The organism is uncultured Clostridium sp. (genome assembly GCF_963527835.1).
Lineage (GTDB): Bacteria > Bacillota > Clostridia > Clostridiales > Clostridiaceae > Clostridium.
The window spans coordinates 92,675-117,674 of the sequence record NZ_CAURTC010000007.1 but is presented as its reverse complement, the minus strand read 5'-3'; the positions used below and the strand labels follow the sequence as shown (position 1 = coordinate 117,674).

Here is a 25,000-nt window from a genome sequence, read left to right as displayed (position 1 = left end):
CCCATTACGGACTTTCACCGATTAGTACGTGCCCATGCTGGGCACACAACAAAAAAGTTCACCAAACTAAATTTAGTTTGGTGAACTTTCACACAGTGCATTTTATATTTAGCTTTTCGAACTTACTCAGCGACCATACAGAAGTCGAGTTTTCTCTTAATAATCATACATTTAAATAGAAGCTATTTTCTGTAATTTACTATACTCACCGTTTAACTTCATTAACTTATTATGACTTCCCTTTTCTATTATTCCCTTATTTCCAATAACAACTATTTCATCTGCATTTTGAATTGTTGATAATCTATGTGCTACAACTATAGTTGTCCTTCCCTCACATAATTTCTTAAGCGATTCTTGAATTATATGCTCTGTTGTATTATCTAAGGCAGATGTTGCTTCATCAAGTATTAGAATAGATGGATTTTTTAAAAATACTCTAGCAATTGATATACGTTGCTTTTGTCCACCTGATAATTTTACTCCTCTTTCTCCAATATAAGTATCGTATCTTTCTGGCAAGCTTTCAATAAATTCATGAATATTGGCCATTTTAGCAGCTTTTATAATTTCTTCTTCACTTGCATTAGTTTTACCATACAATATATTATCTCTTATAGTACCAGTAAATAAGAATACTTCTTGTTGTACTATACCTATATTTTCTCTTAATGAATCTAAAGTTACATTATATATACTCTTTCCATCTATTAGTATATCTCCATCCATAACATCATAAAATCTAGGAATCAAATTACAAATTGTTGTTTTTCCTCCACCAGAATGTCCAACTAAAGCTAACATTTTTCCGCTTTCTATATCAATAGAAAAATCGTCTAATACTTTTTCTCCTTCATAGCTGAAACTAACATTCTTAAATTCTATATCTCCTTTTACATGATGTAATTCAATGGCATCTTTTTTATTCTTTTCTTGATCTTCATTCATAATTTCCATATATCTTTGGAAACCAGTTATTCCATTTTGGAATTGTTCCATAAAATTAATTAACTTCTTAATAGGATCTGTAAATAGTCTTATGTATAACATATATGCCATAAAATCTCCAATATCTATTACTCCCTTAAAAGTGAATAGACCTCCTCCTATTAGCCCTACATAATTTAATATATCTATTCCAAAACCTGCTCCTGAGAAATATTCAGCCATTACTTTATATGCTTTTTCTCTTGCAAAAATAAATTTCTTGTTTCCTTTTTCAAATTTTTCTTGTTCTGTTTCATGACTAACAAAAGCTTTAGAAATACTTATTCCTGAAATACTATTTTCAAGACTTGCATTTATTGCACCTGTTTTTACTTTTGTATCTAGAAACGCTTTATTCATTTTCTTTCTTTGATACATAGTAAATAAAACAATAAAAGGTATAAATGCAAAAATCAATAATGTAAGAGAGATATTAATTGTGCATAATATAATAAATGAACCTGTCAGCATTACTATTGATATAAATATATCTTCTGGTCCATGATGTGCTAATTCTGAAATTTCCATCAAGTCATTTATTATTCTTGACATAATATCACCGGTCTTATTATTATCAAAGTATTTATTAGGTAATTTTTGAAGATGATTAAATACATCCCTTCTCATATCACCTTGCATCCTTACTCCAACAACATGTCCCCAATATTGCATGAAATAACCACATAATGCTTTAATTAAAAATATAATTAATAATGTCACTGCAAAAACTGCTATTAATCTTATATTTTTATTAGGAATAGAATCATTAACTAGAGTTCTTGTCATCATTGGATAAACTAAATCGCATAATGCTGCTATAAACGCAGCTATCAAATCCATAAAAAATAATTTCTTATATGGTTTATAAAAACTAATAAACTTTTTTAACATAAAGTCCTCCTTTTATTATTAGACTATGTATTAAATTGATGTTGATATATGCAATAGGTGAAGTGGCATTGTAATTGGACTTTTAGAACTCTTAATGAGTATTGTCAAATTTACTGCTTGTCTCATTTTTACATTGGAGCAAGCTAAAATTGGACTATACTCATTTTAGTGTTCTTAAGTTCAATTACTTAGTCCAGCTTTACTTATGCATATATCAACACAATATTAAACTATATCCTATTACTTAATTAAATTAATAATATCACTCTTAAAATCTTGTAAATCTTCATTAAAAATGCCTTTAACCTTAACAGGTCTTTCTCCAAAAACTATTATATTACCATTAAAATATATAGCTTCATCTACATCATGAGTAACTAGTACTACTATTCTACTCTCATTTAACATAATATTTTTAAATTCATCAATTATTTTATATTTTAATGTGTAATCTAAAGATTTGAATGGTTCGTCCATTAAAATAATTTTAGATGGTTTTCCAAAAGCTCTAGCTATATTTACTCTCTGCTTCATTCCACCACTTAATTCTTCTGGATATTTATTTTTTACATCTTCAAGCCCTAGTGAAGATAAAATAGATTTTATCTTTTCTTTTAGTTCTAACTTATTATAATATTTTTTCAAAGCAAAAATTAAATTTTCTTCAACAGTAAGCCATTCTACTAATCTATCTTCTTGAAATATGTAACTAACTTCATTTTTTGATATTCCTGAAATCTCTCCATCATCAAATTTAAGAATTCCAGCTAGCATATTAAGTAAAGTACTTTTTCCACAACCTGATTTTCCGACTATGCAATTTACTTTGCTGTTTTCTAGAGTTAAATTAAACCTTTCAAAAACTATTTCATTATTATAGGCTTTGCTTAAATTTTTAATTTCTATTTTCATTTTTCTTCCACCTATATATCCTAGTTTTAAACAAATTATTTATAAATTCAAAAGCTAGTGATAATATCGCAATAAGTACTATCCATGCAAATATTCCACTGGTGTTAAAATTCACTTTTTCAAGTTGTATTGCAGAACCTATCCCATACCTAGGTTGTCCATGTACTTCTCCTGCAATAACTACTTTAAATGCCAAAGAGAAAGTTGATACAAATATACTTGCTAAGTGAAATTTTATAACTGGAGCATATATTTTTTTTATTTTATCTATAAGAGATATTTCATATATATCCATCATATCTATTATTTTTTTATCTATACTATTAAGACTTCCAACTATTCCTTCATATAATATTGGAAATATTATAGCAAACCCTACTATAAATGGGGCCTTATCTTTATTGAACCAAACCAATACTAACACCACTAATACCATAGTTGGTATAGTTTTAGCAAAAGAATTTATTGGAGCTAATAAAAACTTAAAAAATGGATATATAAATGTAAGTACCCCTAAGATTATAGCTAAAATTATAGCTAAAATATAGCATAACACAGATCTATATACACTACTAATAAGTATTAAATTAAAATCATTTTTACTTATAATTTTAATCATTTCAGTTATTACTTGTTGAATATTTGGTAAATATATATCATTATTTATAACAACTGCAAGAACTTGCCATATTATTAAAAAGAATAAACATGATGCTAGAATACATACTCTATTTTTCCATGTATATTCCTTCATCTGGTATCTTTCCTCCTACCGTTATGTTGTCAAATTCATATAAATTTTTAAAATAAGTATTATATTCACTAACAGAATCTTTTATATCAACGTATTTTATATTAGCTCTTTCCATAGCTGATACTATTATATCCTTATTAGCTGATACACCTATTTCCTCACAGTAGTCTCCTAAAGCTTCTTTGTCTTTATATGCCCATATTGTGCTATTTTCTATCTCCCTTAAAATACTTTCAACTAGCTTCTTATCATTTTCTATTAAATCTTTTTTTATTATTATAGTCGCTTGAGGGTAACCATATTTTGAATCATTTTCTTTTTTCCATTCTTCATTTAAATCTATGAGTATATTTAGATTATCTTTTTTACTTAATACGGTAGATAACGCTGGTTCTGGTAATACTGCATAATTAGCTTTTCCTGATAAAATTACTGGAGCTATTTCTGTAACTCCTCCAACATAACTAAGGTTGACATCTTTATCTGGATCTATATTGTTATTTTTTAAAATAGCTTTTGTTATAATATCTGGAGTTAATCCCTTTCCAATATTATAAATTTCCTTACCTTTTAAGTCATCTATATTTTGAGAATTATCAGTAGAAATTATATAAAAAGATCCGAACCCTACTGTTCCAGCTATTTTGTAGTCACCATTTTTATTATAAGATATAGCAGGTACATTGGATGGTACTATGGCTATATCAGCTTCACTTTTCATTATAGATGTAGCAACATTATCTGGTACTTTTTCAATATTATAATTAAAATTGTATCCCTTTTTAATTTCTGGTTTTTCTTTTATCATTTTAGCTATAGATATTGCTGGAAGTCCATCTGGAACTACAAAATTAATTTCCTTAACTTCATCTACAGTTGCAGCTTTATTTCCTCCACATCCTATAAGCATAAAAATTGATATAATAGGTATTAAAAATATTGGTAATTTCTTCATTAAAATTCACCTTCCTTAAATTTTACTATAATTATCATAACACAATAATTATAACAAACCTCAAAATTAAGTATATCCATAATTTGATTTTAAAATGTAATTTTACTTTATATATATAATAGTTAAAATGGAATTATAATTAGACTATAGTCATTTCATCATTCCTAAGCTTAATTACTCAGTCCACTTTGCTTATGGCATATATGCCACCTGCTAAAACATACCCAAAAATAAAGTTTAATACTAAATAAATATTAATTTAGCATTAAACCTTTATGTAATCTATCTATATATATCCACTATTAGACCTTGAATTTCATCTATAGTTGCTGCTAGATTCAAATTTTCTTTTTCTTCAGATAGCAACATATTGGTCAACTCTTCTAGCTTTTCATCTACAGTATCTACAGTAACAAAATATTGAGTCTGCCAAAAACTAATATCTTTTTTTGTATCATACATGAACTTTAATATTGATTCTAGATACTCTTTTATCATCTTTTTATACATAACAACATCAACATATGTTTTAGTTAATACAAGCTTATTCCCTCTTTTTTTTATGTCATCCATCAACTTACGAAGTTGTTCTTCTGACTTTCTTTCCCTAGCATGATTAAAGCTTTGAGAAAAATCTTTTTTTTCTGATACAATTTTTCTTTCAGTTGATACATTTCCACTTCGTACTCTTCCAATTTCCATTGCTGATCAATCCTTTCCTTGATAATCATTATATCAAAAAAAGTATCACTTCTCTATAAATTATAATTTTTTACTATTTTTAATTACTTTTTTCATGATTTTATCTAGTATAAATTATGAAAATTTTGTAATACTATTTAGTTATAATTTTAATATTAGGAGGAATTTTAAATGGTAGTTAAATGTATAGATAATAATTTATGTGAAGATTTAACTTTAAGCAAAGACTATTTTGTTGTAGAGGAAGCAGCTGAATATTTTGTTGTAATTAGTGACAAAAGTGAAGAAATAACTTGTAAGAAATCTAGATTTAGAATAATTCAAGATAGTGAGTTAGCTAAAAAGACTAAAGCTACTCTTAATGAATTATCTTATCAATTAAACAATGATTTTTCTGATATAAAACAATTTAATGTAAGAAAAAATTCCAAAGGTGAAATAAAAGAAATTTCTATTAAATTTAAATACTAATTTTTATTTTTTAATATTATTAATCTTAATAAAGAGCTATCTAAAAATTTGCTTATTTTTAGATAGCTCTTTATTTTTGTAATTTATGCTAGGTTTTATGACAATATTAATATTATATTATCTAAATCATAAACAAAGAAATCCACTTAGTCTATTAAATATATTTTTGCATAAATTTTCTTGTAAATCACATAATATTTTCATAAACATATATCAAAAAATATGAAAGAGGTGTAGTTTTTTGAAAATCACATCAGATTTTGATAATAATATATCTTTAGTAAAATCAAAACTTAAAGTTAAAGAAAGCTTCGATATTATAGAAAGAAATATAATAATAGGTGACAAAAAAACAACTATGTTTTATATAGATGGTTTTACTAAAGATGACGTTATGGAACGAATAATGAATGGATTTTTTACAATAAAGCCTGAAGTAATGAACTCTTATAAGACACCAAATGAATTTATAGATAATGCTATTCCTTACATAGAAGTTTCTGAAGAAGTTGATTTGGATAAAATAATTGATTCTGTACTTTGTGGGCAAACATCAATGTTTATCGATGGATACGATAAGTTCATAATTCTAGATATGCGTACCTATCCTGTACGTGGACTTGCAGAACCTGAAAAAGAAAAAACTTTAAGAGGTGCACGAGATGGTTTTGTTGAAACAATAGTTTTTAATACAGCTTTAATTCGTAGAAGAATACGGGACTCTAGATTGATTTTTGATATGCATACCATAGGTAAAATTTCAAAAACAGATGTATGTATAGCTTACATGGATGGTATTGCTGATAAACGTAGCTTAGATATAATATTAGAAAAAATAAAAAAAATAAATGTGGATACCCTTACACTAGGAGATCAAAGTTTAGTTGAAGCATTAAGCAATCGTAATTATCTTAATCCATTTCCTAAAGTTAGATATACAGAAAGACCTGATGTGGCATCTTCTCATTTAACCGAAGGGAATATAATTATTTTAGTAGATAATTCTCCTACTGCTATGATTTTACCAACTTCTATTTTCGATTTTCTACAAGATGTAGATGATTATTATTTCCCAGTATTTACAGGTAATTATTTAAGATTAATTAGAAATATTATAACTATATCAACAATTATTTTAACTCCACTTTACTTACTTTTTATTAATGGAAATATAACTTTGCCACCTGAATTTAATTTTTTATTTCCAAAAGACAGTTACTCCATACCTATTTTCTGGCAATTTTTAATACTAGAAGCAGCCATTGATGGATTAAAATTAGCTTCTTTAAATACCCCTAATTCTCTTGGAATGTCTTTATCAGTTATTGGTGGATTAATATTAGGAGAATACACAGTCACTACTGGTTGGTTTATACCTCAAACAATATTATATATGTCAATAGTTGCTTTGGCTAGTTTTGAGCAATCTAGCATAGAATTAAGCTATGCATTAAAGTTTATGAGAGTATTGTTATTAATTCTAACTGCAATATTAGGTTATTGGGGATTTATAGTAGGACTACTATTAATAATATTTATTATGTATTCTACTAAAACAATTACAAATGATCGTTATTTTTATCCTTTAGTTCCTTTTAATTGGAGCAAATTAAAAAATCTATTATTTAGAACAAGAATTAAATAATTTCAATTACTCAGTCCACTTTATTTATGCATATATCAACACACTGCTAAAACATAACATTATAAAAAGATATGCTATTAATTTAACAGCATATCTTTTTTATATAAAGCATTATGTAATAATCATATCTAAAAGAAAATCAAACTATTTATTATAGTAATCTTGTTCCCTCTTTATCTTGAGCTATTAATTTTTGTTTCATTAATCCCCCAAGTGCTATTTTAAAATAATTCTTACTAGTATTAAATGTTCTTTTTATATCTTCTGGTGACGATTTATCGTTGAATGGCATAAATCCTCCATTTTCTCTTAAATATTGAAGTATATCCTTTGATAATACGTCTCTTTCATTTAATCTTGTTTTTCTTGTTGTAATACCAATTACTCCATCTTCATATATTCTCTTAACTCTTGCTTTTACTGCTTGACCTGGATATAGATAATCAAAATGCTCATTACCTAATATTATTCCTTTGTACTTCCTATTTATTGCAACTTTTAAAGTTCCATTGTAACCACTTTCATACACTATTGCTTCAATTTCTTCTGAAGTTTTAAATTCTTCAGGTGAGGCAAATTCTAAATAATTATCAACTCTAGTTGTAAGCGCTATTCTATCTGTTTTATCTAAGTACATATAAAATAAATACTTTTCTCCTGTTTTCAATTTATATATTTGTTCTTTAATTGGTATAAATGCATCTCTTTCAAGACCAAAATCCGCAAATGCTCCTATACCACTTTGACCAACTACTTCTAAGTAGCCTACTTTTCCAACTGTTAAACTTGGAATTTTTAATGTTGATATTACCCTGTCTTTTGAATCCCTATAAACAAAAGCTTCTACTTTATCGCCAACTTCTATTTTATTTTCATTTAAAGATGAATTTGGTAATAACACTTCTTCACCCATATCATTTTCTAAATAATATCCAAAATCAACTTTTTTACTTACCTTAAAATTATTATATTCACCTATTAGTATCATATTTCCTCCAATTTATTACCTTATTAATTACTGTCTGCCATTTTCTTAGCTAAATTAACATAAGTTAAAGAGCTTTCTTTATTGGCTTGAATTTCTTCCTGTGTTAATTTCCTTATAACTTTTGCAGGATTTCCAAGTATTAATGCTCCTTCTTCAAACTCCTTATTTTGAGTTATTAAGCTTCCAGCAGCAACAATAGAATTTTTACTTATTTTAGCTCCATTTAATATTATAGCGCCCATACCAATCAATACATTATCATCTATTGTACATCCATGAATTATAGCCCCATGACCAATAGTAACACCATCTCCTATGATCACTTTATTCTCGCCATCTCCATGAATAACAACATTTTCTTGTATATTAGTTTCGCACCCTATAGATATTGATTGTTCATCTCCTCTAATAACAGCGCCAAACCATATGTTAGAATTTTCCTTAATAACAACATCTCCAATAATAACAGATGTTTCAGATATGTAAACATTTTCTGATATATTAGGCATATTATTTAAAAAATTCTTTATCATTATTTTTCCCACTTTCTTCTTTTTTATAATTAAATTTAGCTAAGATATCTAAACTTATTTTATCATTACATTTAGTTATTGTCATTATTTTACCGCAGAAGATATATTATATACTGTAAGCAATTTTATAGGTAGGATAATTTGAATAAGAAAAAAGCACAAATTAACTTTAAAAACTTAAAATTTTACTATGGTATTCCTCATGCTCATTGTGGCTTCTCTACCGGAAGAGGTACACCAACTGAAGCATTTGATTATGCTCGACATAACGGATTAGATTTTTTAATTTTAACAGATCATAATAATTATCTTATTAAATCTGTTAGAATGAATGGAAATGAATTAAGTAAATGGGAAGCTTTAAAATACTTAAGAATAAAATATAGAAGAAAACATGATAACTTCCTACCAGTAATAGGATTTGAAAGTAAAACTAGTGGATTTGGAGATATAAATGTAGTGAATTCTAATAGATTTTTTACTGGTATAGTTAGTAATCTTAAATTATTAATATTATGGATGTTTAATAATCCAAACTCTTTTATAACCCTTAATCATCCCCATAAAAACATAAATTACTTAGAATATAGTCCTTTATTAAATAAACTAATAACATCTATAGAAGTTGGTAATGGTTCTGCTCCAAATAAATACTCTAGATATGATAAGTATTATTACAATTTATTAGATAAGGGTTGGCAACTTGGTGCTATAAACTCACAAGATAATCATAGAATGAATTTTGGTGATGATGAAAATTTAACATGCATAATTTCTAATGAACTTACTTTAGATTCCTTAATAACTGCATTTAGAAGTAGACATACTTATTCAACTGAATCTAAATCTTTAGTTATGTACTTTACTATAAATAATGCCTTTATGGGTGAAACTATCCCCTTAGATGATAATGAACTGGAATTTTATATATTTATTCAAGATAACAACTATAAAATTAAGGAGATAGATATAATTTCTTTTTCAGGCACTATAATAAAAAAAATACCTGATTTAAATTTAAATCGTATAAAATATATTTACAGGCATAAGGTTGAAAATAATGAAAAATGGTATGTTATAAAGACTATATTAGAAAATGGCAAGGTAGGAATAAGTTCACCTATTTTTCGTATTTAGTATATCAATTTGTGTCAATGAAGTAGGCATAAATCTAAATCCAATAAAAAGTTTAAAAATCATAAGGGATACTGTTATATAAAACAGTATCCTTTATGCTTGTCAGTATTAAAATTCTAGCTTCTTAATGCTTTATCTTATAAAAACAATTCTAACATATTAATATCTTTATATTTTGCTGTAGCTAAAACAAACAAATACCAACTTTTTTTATTTTCCATTGTCTCTATGTTTTACTCTATTAGGTTTTGCTTTTGGTTTTATAACTATTTTCTTCTCTGACTTCTTAGGTCCGCCAGTTTGAAGTATATCCATAAACCATAAGAAAAATAGTACAGATAAAACTGATAATAACATTTGTACTGGAACTACTCTTTTTGTAGTTGTCAAAAACATTTGAACTAAAAATAATACAATTGCTATAGAAAGAGGTACCCATTTGTTTACTCTAACTTTTTTAAATATATACTTTCTGCAAAGCCAATAAAGTAAAAGTGTAAATGCTAAAACTCCTACAAAAGTAAGAATTGTCATAATAACACTACCCATATATGTCATTCCTCCTTAAATGTGTATATTAAATAGTTTATTAGATATTATATATATAATCAAGCTTTACTCGTATTTTTTTATTTTTATGAAAACTTTATTCTAATACAAATTATTACTTTAATAAAAATTTTGAAAATAATTAATAAATTTATTGATTTTTACTTTAATAATCCTCTAATATTTGATAAAATAAAATTTAGATTTTATGATTATTAAGAGGTGATAATATGAAACTAGTTGCAAATGCACATTTAGATGAATTGGATTTACAAATTTTAGATTTATTAATAAAAGATTGTCGAACCCCATATTTAGAAATAGCAAGAATATGTCATGTTAGTGGAGGAACAATCCACGTAAGAATGAAAAAAATGGAGGATCTAGGTATAATTAGGGGTACTAGAATTCTTCTAAATCTACCTAAATTAGGCTATGATGTTTGTTGCTTTGTGGGAATATATGTAGATAAAGCATCTTGCTTTACTTCTGTATTTGAAGAAATGGCTGAAATAAAAGAAGTTGTTGAACTTCACTTGACTACTGGTAACTATTCAATGTTTGCTAAAGTAGTTTGTACTAATATTTCTGATTTACAAGATCTTTTACTTAATAAGATTAATAATATAGATGGAATTTCAAGAACTGATACATTTATATCATTATCACAACCAATAGACAGAAACATATCTTTATAATTATTGTTACTTTCAAAGTAATAAAAGCACACTTTTAAGTAAATACTATTATTAAAAGAATTGCTAGGAGTGTGATTTTATGAAGACATTAGATTATATTGCACTTATTTTAGTTATTATAGGTGCTATTAACTGGGGTTTGATTGGATTTTTTCAAATAAATATAGTAGCAATACTATTTGGATATTCTACAATTTTTAGTAGAATAGTTTATTCCTTAGTTGGAATAGCTGGAGTATACTCACTTTCTTTTTTCATAAAAGAAAGAGCTATAGCATAACCTGCTTTTAAGCATCATTTCTTTCTTGAAATTGATGCTTAATTTTTATGTTAATTTAAGAAAAATTAATGTAAAATTAATCTTTTTATAGTATATAATATTTAAATTATATACTATAATTTAAATATTATGTTAGGAGGTATTATGCATATATTAAATAATTTTAGCTTATATGACTTAGTTTACTTTTTTATGATATATTCTTTTTTAGGATGGTGCGTCGAAGTAATCTATGCATATAAAAATAATAATTACTTTATAAATAGAGGATTTTTATATGGTCCTTTTTGTCCTATCTATGGTTTTGGAATTGTTTTTATGTTAGTTTCATTACATAAGTTTACAGATAATTTATTATTATTATTTATTTGGGCTACATTGTTAACATCACTTATAGAGTATTTAACTGGTTTTATTTTAGAAAAAGTATTTAAATCCAAGTGGTGGGATTATACTGACGATGCCTTTAATCTTCATGGAAGAATATGTCTTGCGTTTTCATTATTATGGGGAGCTGCTTCTGTAATAGTTATTAAAGTGCTTCACCCTATGATTAAATATTTAATTGATAAATTACCTACAACTATGGGAACTTATATTTTTTACATTATAGTAATTTATTTTTTATTTGATTTTATTTTTACTATTAACTCTTTAGTTGATTTTAAAAATCTTTTAGTTAAACTTCAAACAGATAAAAGTGGTTTATTTGAAAAATGTGTTGAATTTATAGCTCTTACAAAAAAGACTGCTAGTGATAAATCAAAAGGCTTAGAAGCTAGATTTTCAAAATTTATATTAAAATTAAATCACATAAGACTAATAAAATCCTTTCCAAATGTTTCCTCAAAATCATTTGACTCAATTCTTAAACCATTAAAAGAAAAGATACTAAAAAAAGATTAAAAATCTTTTTTAGTATCTTTTTAATTTAGATTATGTTTTATCAGAATGTTGATATATACATAAGTAAAGTGGACTGAGTAATTGAACTTAGGAACACTAAAATGACTATAGTCCCATTTTAGCTTGCTCCCAATATAAAATTGAGACAAGCAGTAAATGTGAATATAAAAAGGAAACTCGATTGCGCTGAGTAAGTTCGAGAAACAAAATATAAAATGCACTGTGTGAAAGTTCGTGTAGCCAAATATAAAATGCACCATGTGAAAGTTCCTGTTTCCAAATGTAAAATTTGGACATTCACTTTTGGACACTTACTTTTTGACTCTCACTTAAGTATTCTCAAAATCTAATTACAATGCCACTTCACCTATTGAATATATCAACTCATGTTTAAAACATAGACTAATTTTAGGTTTACATTATAGTTTTTTTATTTCTTCAAATAATTCTAAAGCTGCATTTTTAGGACCATTCTTCTCTTCTCCACATACTCCTAAACAAGTTTTGATTTGACCCACTTTAGTTTGCTTTGATTTAAACATAACGTCAAAATATTCTTCTATAAGCACATTAGTATCTTCTTGTTTTTGAACTGGACCAAAAGGATTTGCAAAGAATGATTCAACTAATCCCTTTTCTGTTGTAGTTCCCTTAGCCATTCTTGCACCTGATCTAAATACATTTACAGCTTCTTCAGCACAAGTAAAATATTCTAGATGTTTTTCATTTTCTTTTACATCCTCATAATTATTTGCATAAAAGAAGAAATCAATATTATATCCTGCCATTATTTCTTTGTAAGATGAGACTGGCATAACTAGTCTAGCATTAACTTTATCTGGGTTCATAAATATACTTCTATCCATTTCTTTAAAAGCGTACCCTTGATCCAAATCATCTAATCTAACAAATGCACCTATTTCTGTACCATATCCTTTTATTTCACTGTCTTCTAATTTAAAAGTTCCCATATCATCAAATATTATAGTCATATCAGATATATAATCTTCACTCAAGCTTCTAAAAGCCTCTAAGCTTTCTGATTTTCCTGCTCCACTATCTCCCATAATAACTACATTCGCTGTTTTCCCATTCTTTAATACAATATTTACCATAGCCCCATGTATTGGCAAATATCCTTTTTTAATCATTCTTAAATTATGAAGAGTTAATGACATTTTTTTCATATACCCAAAATAATCAATTTTATCTGAGTGATTTATATAACCAAGCATAATATCATTCTTATCATCATTATAAAATACAGTTTTTAAATCTTTTCCATTTTCATCATTTGCTCCAAATACAAATACTATATCAGGTCTTCTACCTCTTATTTCTTCCGTTCTAGCCATTTCAAACAAGTTGCATAAAGTTATTCCATGTTCCATATAATCTCTATGGAAATATATATATGCTAATGATTCCCCTATTTTAGCTGGATAACAAAACCAATGTTCCTTGTTTATATTAGTATACTTTAATGGATTCTCATTAATTTCTGAAAATACTCCATCTCTCGTATTTCTTTTTGGATAAGTTATAAATGGTGTTTCTAAAAGAATGTTATCTATAAAAGGTATTTCTTCTAATGCTTCATATCCTTTAGGAATTGGCCAGTCCATTTGATGAATCATAATACATGCATTTCCACCAGCAGGAATTTGTCTATAAACCTTAGGTTGATAACCTAATACATTTTTTTCAACTTTCCTATATAATTTAAGTATAATTACAGAAAATTCTGCATTTGCTTCTGTAAAACTCATTGCAGCTAAGCCTTTTCTTAATTTATATCTATGAATTATAGTATATCTTTCTAATCTTCTCCAGTAAGAATAAAACTCTTCTACGAATCTAATAAAACTATCTTTATTAGTCAATAGTACTTCAAAACCTGGACTCAATTCTACAATCTCTTCTACACTCATTATTGTTAAAAATTTTATAGCTTTTATTAATGCCTTGCAAATCTTAGATGTATCGTTTGACTCTAATGAATCTGTTAAAAATCTATATGTTAATGTATTTTTTCTTTTTGATTTTTCTAAATAACTAGTTAATACCCTTCTAAAACCTTCGCTTTCTAATACTGAATCAATATTATTACAATACTTTGTAGTAAAATTAATCATTACTTTATCATTACTCATGGAAAATTCTTTTTTCATTTATTTGCCCCCTATTATGAATTTTTTAATAAGCCAATATTGCATTTTTCTCTATAAAAGCTGATATTGATTTAATTATAACATAATTTTTGCAATATTCAACCTCACAATTTTGCATTTTTCAAATTTATATATCTATTACATTAATTGAAATCCTTATCTTTTTTTAAGATTTATTTTCTACTTAATGGTAAAATATTTTAAAGGAGTGTTATTATGAGAGTTAAAAGAAATTCGAAATTTAACCTACTATTATTATTTATAATATTTGCTATATTATTTATGATAAGATACTTGAATTTAAATACTAATTACTATGATTATAATAATAATATGATTATTCACTATATTGATGTAGGACAAGGTGATGCAGCTCTTATACAAGTAAATAATATAAATATGCTAATAGATTCTGGACCAAAAGAATCTAGAAATAAAATTTTGGATTACTTACAATCGCTGAATATAAAAAAAATAAATTATATTATAGCAACCCATCCTCATGAAGATCATATAGGGAACATGGCTAAAATCATAAAAGCTTATGAGCTTTACAAGTTTTACGCACCTAAGATAGAAAATACTACTTCTACATTTGAAAAAATGATAGATTCACTAAAAGATAAAAATCTAAAAATTAATGTAATAAAAAAAGACACTAACTCCATTGATTTAGGAAAGAATACTGATGTAACAGTATTTTCTCCAATTAAAGACTCATATGATAATATAAATAATTACTCTCCTGTTATAAAAATTCAATATGGAGATACTTCCTTCTTATTTACAGGAGATGCTGAAAAAGAAGTAGAAAATGAAATATTATTGGATTCAAACAATAATATAAGAAGTGATGTAATAAAAATAGGTCACCATGGCTCATCCACCTCCTCAAGCAAAGCCTTTATTGAAAAAGTAAATCCTTCAATAGCTATAATTTCTGTTGGTACTGATAATAAATTTAATCATCCTAATAAATCCACAATAGATTGTTTAACTAAAAATAGCATAAAAATTTACCAAACAAATAAAGAAAATACAATTATATTATCTTCTGATGGACATAATATAATAAAAAAATAATTATATATGAGGTGATTCTAAGTCCCTAAAATATTGACATAGAATGGTTGTTGATATATCATAGAATTAATATTATATATATTATGTCCCTTTCATTTAATATTCATAATGAAAGGGCTTTATTTATGAAGATTTGTATAGGAGTGAAATAAAAATGGCATCAAAAAAAATCAGAACAAGATTTGCACCTAGCCCAACTGGTTATATGCATGTTGGAAATTTAAGAACTGCACTTTATGCTTATCTTATAGCTAAACATGAAGCTGGAGATTTCATACTAAGAATTGAGGACACTGATCAGGAAAGATTAGTAGAAGGTGCGGTTGATATTATATATAACACGCTAAAATTAACAGGTCTTAACCATGATGAAGGTCCAGATGTTGGCGGTGAAGTTGGACCTTATGTTCAAAGTGAAAGAAAAGCTATATACCTTGAATATGCAAAGAATTTAGTTGAAAAAGGAGAAGCTTACTATTGTTTCTGTTCTAAAGATAGATTAGATATGCTTAAAGAAAATGCTGAAGCATTAAAGAGACCATTTAAGTATGATAAGCATTGCTTACATCTTACAAAAGAAGAAATAGAAGCAAATCTAGCTAAAGGATTACCTTATGTAATAAGACAAAATAATCCTACAACTGGATCTACAACTTTTGATGATGTTATATACGGTAAAATAACTGTAGATAACTCTGAACTTGAGGATATGATTTTAATTAAATCTGATGGTCTTCCAACTTATAATTTTGCAAATGTTGTAGATGATCATTTAATGGGTATAACTCATGTTGTTAGAGGTAATGAATATCTTTCATCTTCACCTAAGTATAATAGATTATACGAAGCATTTGGTTGGGATGTTCCAGTATATGTTCATTGTCCACCAATTATGAAAGATACTCATCATAAGTTATCAAAGAGAAATGGTGATGCATCATTTGAAGATCTAATTCAAAAAGGTTATCTAAAGGAAGCTGTACTTAACTACATTGCATTACTTGGATGGAACCCTGGAACAAATGAAGAAATATTCAGCCTTGAAGAATTAACTCAAAAATTTGATTTCAAGGATATAAGTAAATCACCTGCTATATTTGATGACGCTAAATTAAAATGGATGAATGGTGAATATATAAGAAAACTTTCTTTAGATGAGTTCCATGAACTTGCTGTTCCTGAATACAAGAAAGTTTTAAAGAAAGATTTTGATTTAAAATTCATTTCAGACTTATTACATACAAGATGTGAATTATTAAGCGATCTAGCAGATCAAATTGATTTCTTAGAAGAGTTACCAGAATATTCAACTGATCTTTATGTTCATAAAAAAATGAAAAGTACAGTTGAAAGTTCATTAGAAAACTTAGAAAAAGTTTTACCAATCATCGAAGAAATCGATGAAGCAAATTGGAACAAAGATTATATCCACGAAAAAGTGTTTGAATTAATAAAATCATTAGAAATTAAAAATGGTCAAATGTTATGGCCTATAAGAACTGCTCTTTCTGGTAAATCATTTACTCCAGGTGGTGCTTTCGAACTTGCTATATTACTTGGCAAAGAAGAATCAATTTCAAGATTAAAAAAAGGTATAGAATTACTTAAATAATATAAACCCCTCTGCATACTCATTTCCTATGCAGAGGGGTTTTAAGGTACCGTATTATTTAGATTTTCTTAGCTTTAAATTTAACACTTTCAATCTAAAGCTAAGAAAAATTTATTTTTAGTTGAACTTAGTGATTTATTATTGATTTATTTTCATAATTAAAATTATTTATTTCATCTTCTATTTCATCATCTATTTCATCTTCTAATTCTTCTATACTATCATCTATCTCTTCAATTTCATTGTCATCATATATATATTTCTTCCACTTAACATAAATATGATATAGATTAACCACATCTTGTTCATTATAAAGAAGTATTTTTTCTATTTTTTCTTCTGGCATTCTTTTGAAGTAACTTTTGTCTTTTAATACTTTATGAAAAGTTTTAGCTAAATTCGATCCACTAATTACTTCTCCTTCTCTTATAATGTCAAATAACTTTTCTAAATTTTTAAGTCCTATAGATGTGGTTTTATTTTTTTCATATTCTTTTTGTATATCTATTGAATCAAATTCCTTGTTAAAATCATATTCTATTCCATATTGTTTGAAAAGATAATTTATAACAGTAAAATCATTATTCCCTGAAAATGTCACAATTGCTTTTTTACCTAGTTTTTTCATCTTAATAAAATAGTTTCTTGCCAAATATAATATATCAGCTACCTCATCTCTATCTTCTATCATATATTGTGTTACCAAAATTTCATTTAGTCTTTCATTAAATTCACAGGCTCCAAAAACTCCAATACACTTTGGTTTCTTATATACATAGTGTTCAAGATCAAAAAATATAAGTTCACTAGGTAAATACTCCCTCTTTTCAGGTTTTATCATAAATTCATCACTAAATTCTTCTACCTTTACGTTGTTCTCACGAATAATCACAGTACCACTCTTTCCTATACAAATTGTATATCTTCAATATTTAAGTTATATATTACATCCTTTCTTTCTACTATAACATTAACTTTATTTGTAACTTCATTGTCACTCATAACTTTTTGTAAAAGTTCTTTTGTTGGATTAATGCAAAATGGATGTGCTACATGCTTAAACATAGTGTAATCTCCAGAAGTATCTCCATAAGCATAACTTTCATTAAGGTCTATATTATATTTCTCTACAAGTTCGTTTATAGCTTTAGATTTACTATCACTATCCCACATAGGTATAACTTCACTTGTATACATATCGTTATCGTCTACCATATAAATTGTACCTTTATAATCATTAAAACCATATTTCTTAGCCATTTCTCTAACAAGTTCTGAAGGTGAACCTGATATTATAATTATAATATGACCTTGATCTTTATGCCACTTTATTCTATCTCTTGTAAAAGTGTAAACCCTATCCCCTTTTTGTTCAACTACTTTTTGAGCTATATGCTCTACTTGATGTTTTTCTAGTCCTTGAATAGCTTCTAGATAAACATCCACCATCTTTAAAAGATAATTGTCATAATCGCCTTGTCTCTTATCCCATCTTAAAAAATGAGGCTTTACTTCATTATACCATCTCTCAGGCGCTATAATCTCATATTTAACCATTTTTTTAAATACTTCTGTAATTAAACCTTCTCTGTATAATGTTCCATCCAAATCAAAAAATGCTCCTATTTTTGACATTATATCACCTCATATTTCATAGTATAGTATATTTTTTATATTTTATTATACTGTATTTTTTTAATTAGTTAAAGATTGTATTCTATTTTTCTTATTTATCTTTAATTATTTATATTTTTTCCATTATACTATATATTATGTTTTTATCCTTCAACTATTGACTAAACTGCAAAAAAGATGCTATCATTATATTCTGAACGATAATAATTTTCAATTAGAGGTGATATTCATGTGTATTTGCGATTTAAAACCTGGTGAAAAAGGAATAATAGATTTCATTGAAGGTAATTTAAAATTAAAAAAAAGATTATCAGCCTTAGGATGTATTAAAGGTACTGAAATTGAATTTAAAAGAAGAGCTCCTTTAGGAGATCCAATAGTTATACACTTTAGAGGATTTGATTTAGCTATTAGAAAAAATGATGCTAAAAATATATTCTTATCAGTATAGGGAGGTTTTAAATTATGACAACTATAGCTTTGCTTGGAAACCCTAATGTAGGAAAAACTACTTTATTTAATGCCTTAACTGGATCAAATCAGTATGTAGGTAATTGGCCTGGAGTAACTGTTGAAAAAAAAGAAGGATACATAAACGACATAAAAATTGTGGACTTGCCTGGAATTTATGCAATGGATACTTTTTCTAATGAAGAAAAAGTAGCAAAAGAATTTTTGCAAAATGGACAAGTTGATTTAATACTAAACATAGTAGATGCTTCTAATTTAAATAGAAATTTATACTTAACAACTCAATTAAAAGAATTTAATAAACCAATCATATTAGCAGTAAATATGATTGACATCGCAGAATCTAAAGGTATCTTTATAGATTATGAAAAATTATCAAAATTATTTGATATTAAGATAATTCCTATATCTGCTGGTAAAAATATTGGGATTGATAAAGTTTCATCTAAATTACAAGAAGCTAATTTCAAGAACTCCATGGATAATGATAAATTTAATTTTTCTTCTGAAGAAGAAGCTTACTTATTTATTGAAGATACTTTAAATCAATGCATAAAATCAGAACATAGTAATGAAACAACTATGTCTGAAAAAATAGATAAAGTTCTACTTAATCCATATTTTGCTTATCCAATATTTTTAATGATAATTGCTTTAATATTTCAAATTACCTTTGCTTGGGTTGGACAGCCATTATCAGATTTATTGGATACATTTTTAAATGATGCATTTGTTCCCTTTGTAAGCAATTCATTATCAAGCACTGCTCCTTGGTTCCAATCTTTAATAATTGATGGAATAATAGCAGGTGTTGGTGGAATACTAGTATTATTACCTATAATCTTAGTATTGTTTATATGTATTACCCTATTAGAAGATAGTGGTTATATGTCTAGAGTAGCATTTTTAATGGATAAATTAATGAGAAAAATGGGATTGTCAGGTAAGGCATTTATACCTATGTTAATTGGTTTTGGTTGTACTGTGCCTGCAATAATGACTGCAAGAACTTTAGAGAGTGAAAAAGATAGAAAACTTACTTCTTTACTTGTTCCTTTAATGTCATGTAATGCACGTTTACCAGTTTATGTAGTGTTTGCTTCTGTATTTTTTACAGACCATAGAGGTTTAGTTGTTGCATCATTATATTTTTTAGGTGTATTGCTAGCATTTTTACTAGGTATATTATTTAAAAATACATATTTTAAAAAAGATGAGGAACCATTTATAATTGAAATTCCTGAATATAAAATGCCAAAACCTTCATCAGTTTTAAAACAAACAGGTGACAAAGGAAAAGACTTCTTAAAAAAAGCAGGAACAATAATATTTGCTATGAGTGTAGTAATATGGTTTTTATCGAACTTTAATTTCACTGGTATGGTAAGTGAAGTAAATGAAAGTATTTTAGCATCTATAGGTAATATCATTGCTCCTATATTTTCACCTTTAGGGTTTGGAAATTGGCAATCTGCTGTTTCTTTACTTTCAGGTCTACTTGCTAAAGAATCAGTTATAGCTTCTATGCAAGTAATTTTTGGTGGTAATTTAGATCTTATTTTAGGTGCACATTTTACAACATTATCTGCCTATTCTTTCTTGGTATTTATATTACTATATACTCCTTGTATTTCAGTAATTGGAACTATGAAGAAAGAATTCGGAGTTAAGTTCACTTTATTTTCTGTATTTTATCAACTAGTTCTTGCTTGGATAGTTTCATTCTTAGTATTTAATATAGGAAATTTAATTATATAAGTTTATAAAACTTATATTTTCAACTAATCATTACATAAAGGTGATGTGATTTATGATAGAAATAATTTGTACAATACTAATTGTTTTATTTTCACTTTTTATAATTATTAAGTCAATAAAAAATTCCTCTAAAGGTAAATGTAATTGCAGCAGTAGTTGTAAAAATTGTTCTAAAACATGCGGTAATATTTTAGATAAAAAGTAGACTATATTTTAGAGCGTTGATAAAATATCAACGCTCTTTTAAATATAGTCTATTTTTATGTTATGCTATGTCTTAGAATTGTATTGATATATGCATAATAAGCAAAGCTGGTCTGAGTAATTAAACATATGAATGCCGCTTCACCTATTTTTATATATAGACACATATAAAAAACATACATTATTTATTATAAGTTCTTAAATAAGCTTGGATTTTTAGACTTATAGAATTTTACTAATCTAATATAATAAATATTAATAGTTGCGAGTGTAGGTGATGCTAATAGCATTCCTATAGGTCCCCAGAATGCACCACCTATTATTACCCCCATAATGATCCAAAATGGTTTTACACCTACTTTTGCTCCTATAAGCTTAGGATCAAGATACCAAGCATCAAATTGTTGAATTAAAAGTAAAAGTATAAATACTATAAGAGCCTTCATAGGTGAAACAAAAATACATACTGATGCACCAACTACCTCTCCTATAAATGGACCAAAGTAAGGTATCATATTAGTAATAGCAACTATGATCGATAATAAAAGAGCATATGGAGCTTTAACTATTAATAAACCAATTAACGATATAAGCCCTATTATTGCTGAATCTATAGCTTTTGTTCCTATATATACACCTATCATCTTACTATAGATATTGCAAACCCTAATTAGCTCACTTGCCTTCTTCTCTTTTAAAATTATATAAGTTATAGTTTTTAAACCATGCAGTAATCCATCTTTATCACTTAATACATAAACAGCTATTAAGAATCCGAATACTATTTTTACTAAATTACCTGTAAATGATAATAGATATCCTAACATACCTTGTAATATAGTTATTGTAAAATTTCCCATTTTAATTGATAAAAATTCAATTTTATCTACTAAACCTGCATCAATTATTAGTTCGCTTAATTTAGGATTTTTAAGTGCTGTGTTAATCCATTCCTGAATTGTTTCCATATAGCTAGGAACTTCTTTAATTATGCTACCTATGCTATCGACTAAACTAGGTATTGTAAAAAAGAAAAACATTATTATTATTCCAGTTATAATTGTATATGTTGCTAAAATAGACTTTCCTCTTGAAAATTTAAATCTTTTTTCGAAAATCATCATTATAGGATTTAATATATATGCAAAAATTAAAGCATATATAAATGGTGACATAATAGATAAAAAGCGTTTTACTATATTAAAGAAAGATTCATAGTTATCTATTATTTTATACACAATAATACCAATAATAGCCATTATCAATATATCTTTATATTTTACATTTCTATTTATAATCATTATTACCCTCCTTCCTTAAAATAGTCTTACGTATTACAAAATATTATATCATATATTATTTTTATAAAAATTAATTCTTTGTTAAATTAAGTTTATAATATCACTTTATTATAATAATTAACATTTAGTTATTTATATAAACAAGTTGATCTTTAAATAAATCTCTATTTAAAATAATTGTTTACATTTTAATATAATAACATTAGAAGATGTATTAATTTGACTAGCCTTTATTTTTAGTGTTCTTAAAGTAAATTCCTGTGTCCACTACTTTTATACTATAACAACAACACAACAAACTTGAAATATAACCTAAAAAAAATAGCTAGAAACTTTAGTTTTAAGTTTCTAGCTATTTTTTAAAATTATATCTTTTCTACTACATTTTTTCTACTACATCAATTCCTAATAGTTCTAATCCATTCTTTATTACTTGTAAGCTGCTTCTTACTAGACTTAATCTAGTTGCTTTTAAAACTTCATCATCTAAATTTAAAACTGAATGAGCATTATAGAACTTATTAAATGATTTTGCAACTTCTATAACGTATCTTGTTAAAATTGATGGTTCTAATTTGTCAGTAGCAAGTTTAATTTGATTATTAAAGTTAGCTAAAACTTTAACTAATTCAAATTCTTCTTTTGAAGATAATTTACTAAAATCAACTTTTGAAGAAATATTCTCTGCTCTACTTATTATACTGTTAGCTCTAGCATATGAGTATTGAACATAAGGACCTGTTTCGCCTTCAAATGATAAGATTTCTTTCCAATCAAATACTATATCTTTTTCTCTTGAATTCTTTAAGTAAGTGAAAATAATAGCTCCAACACCTATTTTCTTAGCTACTTCTTCTTTATTTTCAAGATTTGGATTTTTTTCATTTATAACTTCTAAAGTTTTTTCAACTGATTCTCTTATTAAATCATCAAGTAAAACAACTTCTCCCTTTCTTGTAGAAAGCTTTCTATCTGCAAATTTAACTAATCCAAATCCAACATGAACACAATCATTTGCCCATTCATGTCCTGCAAGTTCTAACACTTTAAATACTTGTTTGAAATGTAATGCTTGTGGGCTTCCAACTACATAAATACTCTTGTAGAAATCATAAGTTTTCTTTCTGTACATAGCAGCAGCTAAATCTCTTGTTGCATATATAGATGCTCCATCACCTTTTAATACTATACAAGGTGGCATATTATAATCATCTAGCATTACAACTTGTGCGCCATTACTTTCTACAAGTAGTCTTTTATCCTTTAATTCATTAACTACTACATCCATTTTATCATTATAGAATGCTTCTCCTGCTAATGAATCAAATTTAACACCTAGTATATCATATACTCTTTCAAATTCCTTTAAACTTAAATCTCTAAATCTCTTCCATAAAGCTTGAGCATCCTTATCACCTGTTTCTAGCTTTTTAAAATACATTCTTCCTTCGTCTTCTAAGCTAGGATCTTTTTCTGCTTCTTCATGGAATTTAACATAAATTCTAAGAAGTTCATCAATTGGAGCTTTCTCTAAAGCTTCTTCATCAACCCATCTATTATAAGCTGATATAAGCTTACCAAATTGAGTTCCCCAATCTCCTAAATGATTTAAACCTACAACATCATATCCTTCTTTTTTAAACATTTTGTATAAAGAATTACCAATAGCTGTTGTGAATAAATGTCCTACATGGAATGGTTTTGCAATATTAGGTGAAGAATATTCAACACAAACTGTTTTACCTTCTCCTATATTAGATTCACCATAGCTGTCACCATCTTTTAGTATTTTATTGATTGTATTTTCAGCAAATACGCCTTTATCAACAAAGAAATTTAAATATGGTCCAAGATTTTCAATTCTTTCAAATCCCTCTTTGTTAATAGCATCTTTTAAAGTTTCAGCTATCATATTAGGTGCTTTTCTCATTACTTTAGAAAGTTGAAAACATGGGAAGGCATAATCTCCCATTTCAGATTTAGGTGGTATTTCAATAAGCTTTTCTATAGCATTAATATCCAAATCTACATGTTCTTTAATTAGCTGTGCAATTTTATTTTTGTAATCCATAAGTATATCCTCCTGAAATTTATTATTTAATTTTTTCGCTCTGTTTTAAAGCAGTATTAATAATTTAGTATAAGAAAAGTGCTTATCTTCAGAGGACGTTTGCCGACAACTGAAGGTTAGAAATTATTATCCATGAGCATACAGCTGTTATAAATATTACGGATGCTAACTTTGTGATAAAGCTTTCTGGACAGAGCAAGTTTCTTTTAGATTTTTATAAATAAAAAAATTCCTCTCTAAAAAATAAGAGACGAATTATCCGCGGTACCACTCTACTTGCATCTTT

23 protein-coding genes and 1 other annotated feature (1 of these 24 only partly in view) are annotated in these 25,000 nt (G+C 26.6%); of the genes, 10 read left to right on the top strand and 13 right to left on the bottom strand.

What is annotated here, in order from left to right; genetic code table 11:
• Positions 1–171: 171 nt before the first annotated feature.
• The 5 genes from RYM86_RS06175 to RYM86_RS06155 all read right to left on the bottom strand — a co-directional run bounded on the left by RYM86_RS06175 (position 172) and on the right by RYM86_RS06155 (position 5,201).
• On the bottom strand, positions 172–1,878 hold the full coding sequence (locus RYM86_RS06175; RefSeq protein WP_315078740.1) for an ABC transporter ATP-binding protein: 1,707 nt from the start codon (positions 1,876–1,878) through the stop codon (positions 172–174).
• Between the two features lie 240 nt (positions 1,879–2,118).
• Positions 2,119–2,790: an ABC transporter ATP-binding protein gene (locus RYM86_RS06170; RefSeq protein ID WP_315078738.1), complete on the bottom strand. Its 672-nt coding sequence runs from the start codon at positions 2,788–2,790 to the stop codon at positions 2,119–2,121.
• On the bottom strand, positions 2,774–3,544 hold the full coding sequence (locus RYM86_RS06165) for an ABC transporter permease subunit (RefSeq protein ID WP_315078735.1): 771 nt from the start codon (positions 3,542–3,544) through the stop codon (positions 2,774–2,776). The genes RYM86_RS06170 and RYM86_RS06165 overlap by 17 nt, the downstream gene beginning before the upstream one ends.
• Complete coding sequence (locus RYM86_RS06160; protein WP_315078733.1) at positions 3,519–4,499, bottom strand: ABC transporter substrate-binding protein; 981 nt, start codon at positions 4,497–4,499, stop codon at positions 3,519–3,521. The genes RYM86_RS06165 and RYM86_RS06160 overlap by 26 nt, the downstream gene beginning before the upstream one ends.
• 282 nt (positions 4,500–4,781) lie before the next feature.
• On the bottom strand, positions 4,782–5,201 hold the full coding sequence (locus tag RYM86_RS06155) for a YaaR family protein (RefSeq protein ID WP_315078730.1): 420 nt from the start codon (positions 5,199–5,201) through the stop codon (positions 4,782–4,784).
• 171 nt (positions 5,202–5,372) lie between these two features.
• On the opposite strand from RYM86_RS06155, the gene RYM86_RS06150 reads away from it, so the two are divergent.
• Together RYM86_RS06150 and RYM86_RS06145 are read left to right on the top strand one after the other, a co-directional pair.
• Entirely contained in the window at positions 5,373–5,672 is a 300-nt protein-coding gene (locus RYM86_RS06150) for a hypothetical protein (RefSeq protein WP_315078728.1), read from the top strand.
• 241 nt (positions 5,673–5,913) lie between these two features.
• On the top strand, positions 5,914–7,317 hold the full coding sequence (locus RYM86_RS06145; protein WP_315078726.1) for a spore germination protein: 1,404 nt from the start codon (positions 5,914–5,916) through the stop codon (positions 7,315–7,317).
• Positions 7,318–7,468: 151 nt separating this feature from the next.
• Here RYM86_RS06145 and RYM86_RS06140 read toward each other — a convergent pair whose 3' ends face one another.
• Both RYM86_RS06140 and RYM86_RS06135 read right to left on the bottom strand, forming a co-directional pair.
• Positions 7,469–8,305 (bottom strand): S1-like domain-containing RNA-binding protein, encoded by an 837-nt coding sequence (locus tag RYM86_RS06140; RefSeq protein WP_315078724.1) that lies wholly within the window; start codon positions 8,303–8,305, stop codon positions 7,469–7,471.
• A gap of 23 nt (positions 8,306–8,328) precedes the next feature.
• Entirely contained in the window at positions 8,329–8,838 is a 510-nt protein-coding gene (locus RYM86_RS06135) for a gamma carbonic anhydrase family protein (RefSeq protein ID WP_315078722.1), read from the bottom strand.
• Between the two features lie 141 nt (positions 8,839–8,979).
• On the opposite strand from RYM86_RS06135, the gene RYM86_RS06130 reads away from it, so the two are divergent.
• Entirely contained in the window at positions 8,980–9,975 is a 996-nt protein-coding gene (locus RYM86_RS06130) for a histidinol phosphatase (RefSeq protein WP_315078719.1), read from the top strand.
• A gap of 210 nt (positions 9,976–10,185) precedes the next feature.
• On the opposite strand, the gene RYM86_RS06125 is transcribed toward RYM86_RS06130, so the two are convergent.
• Positions 10,186–10,524: a hypothetical protein gene (locus RYM86_RS06125; RefSeq protein ID WP_315078717.1), complete on the bottom strand. Its 339-nt coding sequence runs from the start codon at positions 10,522–10,524 to the stop codon at positions 10,186–10,188.
• A gap of 230 nt (positions 10,525–10,754) precedes the next feature.
• On the opposite strand from RYM86_RS06125, the gene RYM86_RS06120 reads away from it, so the two are divergent.
• From RYM86_RS06120 to RYM86_RS06110, 3 genes are all read left to right on the top strand, one after another.
• Entirely contained in the window at positions 10,755–11,222 is a 468-nt protein-coding gene (locus RYM86_RS06120) for an Lrp/AsnC ligand binding domain-containing protein (RefSeq protein WP_315078715.1), read from the top strand.
• A gap of 79 nt (positions 11,223–11,301) precedes the next feature.
• On the top strand, positions 11,302–11,502 hold the full coding sequence (locus RYM86_RS06115) for a DUF378 domain-containing protein (protein WP_315078714.1): 201 nt from the start codon (positions 11,302–11,304) through the stop codon (positions 11,500–11,502).
• 144 nt (positions 11,503–11,646) lie between these two features.
• Positions 11,647–12,408 (top strand): putative ABC transporter permease, encoded by a 762-nt coding sequence (locus RYM86_RS06110; protein ID WP_315078712.1) that lies wholly within the window; start codon positions 11,647–11,649, stop codon positions 12,406–12,408.
• Positions 12,409–12,827: 419 nt separating this feature from the next.
• Here RYM86_RS06110 and RYM86_RS06105 read toward each other — a convergent pair whose 3' ends face one another.
• On the bottom strand, positions 12,828–14,579 hold the full coding sequence (locus RYM86_RS06105) for a phosphoenolpyruvate carboxykinase (RefSeq protein ID WP_315078711.1): 1,752 nt from the start codon (positions 14,577–14,579) through the stop codon (positions 12,828–12,830).
• A gap of 216 nt (positions 14,580–14,795) precedes the next feature.
• On the opposite strand from RYM86_RS06105, the gene RYM86_RS06100 reads away from it, so the two are divergent.
• The gene (locus RYM86_RS06100) at positions 14,796–15,662 is read left to right on the top strand and encodes an MBL fold metallo-hydrolase (RefSeq protein ID WP_315078709.1); all 867 of its coding nucleotides are present in this window, start codon (positions 14,796–14,798) and stop codon (positions 15,660–15,662) included.
• A 154-nt stretch (positions 15,663–15,816) separates the two neighbouring features.
• Positions 15,817–17,274 (top strand): glutamate--tRNA ligase, encoded by a 1,458-nt coding sequence (gene gltX, locus RYM86_RS06095; protein WP_315078707.1) that lies wholly within the window; start codon positions 15,817–15,819, stop codon positions 17,272–17,274.
• 127 nt (positions 17,275–17,401) lie between these two features.
• On the opposite strand, the gene RYM86_RS06090 is transcribed toward gltX, so the two are convergent.
• Both RYM86_RS06090 and RYM86_RS06085 read right to left on the bottom strand, forming a co-directional pair.
• Positions 17,402–18,166, bottom strand: coding sequence for a ribonuclease H-like domain-containing protein (locus RYM86_RS06090; protein WP_315078705.1), 765 nt, complete (start codon positions 18,164–18,166; stop codon positions 17,402–17,404).
• 14 nt (positions 18,167–18,180) lie between these two features.
• The gene (locus RYM86_RS06085; protein WP_315078702.1) at positions 18,181–18,909 is read right to left on the bottom strand and encodes an HAD-IB family hydrolase; all 729 of its coding nucleotides are present in this window, start codon (positions 18,907–18,909) and stop codon (positions 18,181–18,183) included.
• A gap of 229 nt (positions 18,910–19,138) precedes the next feature.
• Between RYM86_RS06085 and RYM86_RS06080 the strand changes: the two genes are divergently transcribed.
• A complete protein-coding gene (locus RYM86_RS06080; RefSeq protein ID WP_315078700.1) occupies positions 19,139–19,360 on the top strand; it encodes a ferrous iron transport protein A in 222 nt (73 codons plus the stop codon).
• A 14-nt stretch (positions 19,361–19,374) separates the two neighbouring features.
• The gene (gene feoB, locus RYM86_RS06075; RefSeq protein ID WP_315078697.1) at positions 19,375–21,138 is read left to right on the top strand and encodes a ferrous iron transport protein B; all 1,764 of its coding nucleotides are present in this window, start codon (positions 19,375–19,377) and stop codon (positions 21,136–21,138) included.
• A 392-nt stretch (positions 21,139–21,530) separates the two neighbouring features.
• Here the strand turns inward: feoB and RYM86_RS06065 are convergent, their stop codons facing one another.
• Together RYM86_RS06065 and argS are read right to left on the bottom strand one after the other, a co-directional pair.
• Positions 21,531–22,643 carry an AI-2E family transporter gene (locus RYM86_RS06065; RefSeq protein ID WP_315078688.1) on the bottom strand — a complete coding sequence of 371 codons (1,113 nt, stop codon included), beginning with the start codon at positions 22,641–22,643 and terminating at the stop codon, positions 21,531–21,533.
• A gap of 379 nt (positions 22,644–23,022) precedes the next feature.
• Complete coding sequence (gene argS, locus RYM86_RS06060) at positions 23,023–24,714, bottom strand: arginine--tRNA ligase (RefSeq protein WP_315078686.1); 1,692 nt, start codon at positions 24,712–24,714, stop codon at positions 23,023–23,025.
• 243 nt (positions 24,715–24,957) lie between these two features.
• Positions 24,958–25,000, bottom strand: a binding site (T-box leader); it runs 187 nt beyond the window's last position.

What these genes read in the sequence shown, in the direction of transcription:
- RYM86_RS06105 (WP_315078711.1), bottom strand. Translation starts at nt 14,579, where the DNA reads ATGAAAAAAGAATTTTCCATGAGTAATGATAAAGTAATGATTAATTTT.
- RYM86_RS06150 (WP_315078728.1), top strand. Translation starts at nt 5,373, where the DNA reads ATGGTAGTTAAATGTATAGATAATAATTTATGTGAAGATTTAACTTTA.
- RYM86_RS06135 (WP_315078722.1), bottom strand. Translation starts at nt 8,838, where the DNA reads ATGATAAAGAATTTTTTAAATAATATGCCTAATATATCAGAAAATGTT.
- RYM86_RS06120 (WP_315078715.1), top strand. Translation starts at nt 10,755, where the DNA reads ATGAAACTAGTTGCAAATGCACATTTAGATGAATTGGATTTACAAATT.
- RYM86_RS06110 (WP_315078712.1), top strand. Translation starts at nt 11,647, where the DNA reads ATGCATATATTAAATAATTTTAGCTTATATGACTTAGTTTACTTTTTT.
- feoB (WP_315078697.1), top strand. Translation starts at nt 19,375, where the DNA reads ATGACAACTATAGCTTTGCTTGGAAACCCTAATGTAGGAAAAACTACT.
- RYM86_RS06115 (WP_315078714.1), top strand. Translation starts at nt 11,302, where the DNA reads ATGAAGACATTAGATTATATTGCACTTATTTTAGTTATTATAGGTGCT.
- RYM86_RS06080 (WP_315078700.1), top strand. Translation starts at nt 19,139, where the DNA reads ATGTGTATTTGCGATTTAAAACCTGGTGAAAAAGGAATAATAGATTTC.
- RYM86_RS06140 (WP_315078724.1), bottom strand. Translation starts at nt 8,305, where the DNA reads ATGATACTAATAGGTGAATATAATAATTTTAAGGTAAGTAAAAAAGTT.
- gltX (WP_315078707.1), top strand. Translation starts at nt 15,817, where the DNA reads ATGGCATCAAAAAAAATCAGAACAAGATTTGCACCTAGCCCAACTGGT.
- argS (WP_315078686.1), bottom strand. Translation starts at nt 24,714, where the DNA reads ATGGATTACAAAAATAAAATTGCACAGCTAATTAAAGAACATGTAGAT.
- RYM86_RS06175 (WP_315078740.1), bottom strand. Translation starts at nt 1,878, where the DNA reads ATGTTAAAAAAGTTTATTAGTTTTTATAAACCATATAAGAAATTATTT.
- RYM86_RS06160 (WP_315078733.1), bottom strand. Translation starts at nt 4,499, where the DNA reads ATGAAGAAATTACCAATATTTTTAATACCTATTATATCAATTTTTATG.
- RYM86_RS06125 (WP_315078717.1), bottom strand. Translation starts at nt 10,524, where the DNA reads ATGGGTAGTGTTATTATGACAATTCTTACTTTTGTAGGAGTTTTAGCA.
- RYM86_RS06165 (WP_315078735.1), bottom strand. Translation starts at nt 3,544, where the DNA reads ATGAAGGAATATACATGGAAAAATAGAGTATGTATTCTAGCATCATGT.
- RYM86_RS06155 (WP_315078730.1), bottom strand. Translation starts at nt 5,201, where the DNA reads ATGGAAATTGGAAGAGTACGAAGTGGAAATGTATCAACTGAAAGAAAA.
- RYM86_RS06170 (WP_315078738.1), bottom strand. Translation starts at nt 2,790, where the DNA reads ATGAAAATAGAAATTAAAAATTTAAGCAAAGCCTATAATAATGAAATA.
- RYM86_RS06065 (WP_315078688.1), bottom strand. Translation starts at nt 22,643, where the DNA reads ATGATTATAAATAGAAATGTAAAATATAAAGATATATTGATAATGGCT.
- RYM86_RS06085 (WP_315078702.1), bottom strand. Translation starts at nt 18,909, where the DNA reads ATGTCAAAAATAGGAGCATTTTTTGATTTGGATGGAACATTATACAGA.
- RYM86_RS06100 (WP_315078709.1), top strand. Translation starts at nt 14,796, where the DNA reads ATGAGAGTTAAAAGAAATTCGAAATTTAACCTACTATTATTATTTATA.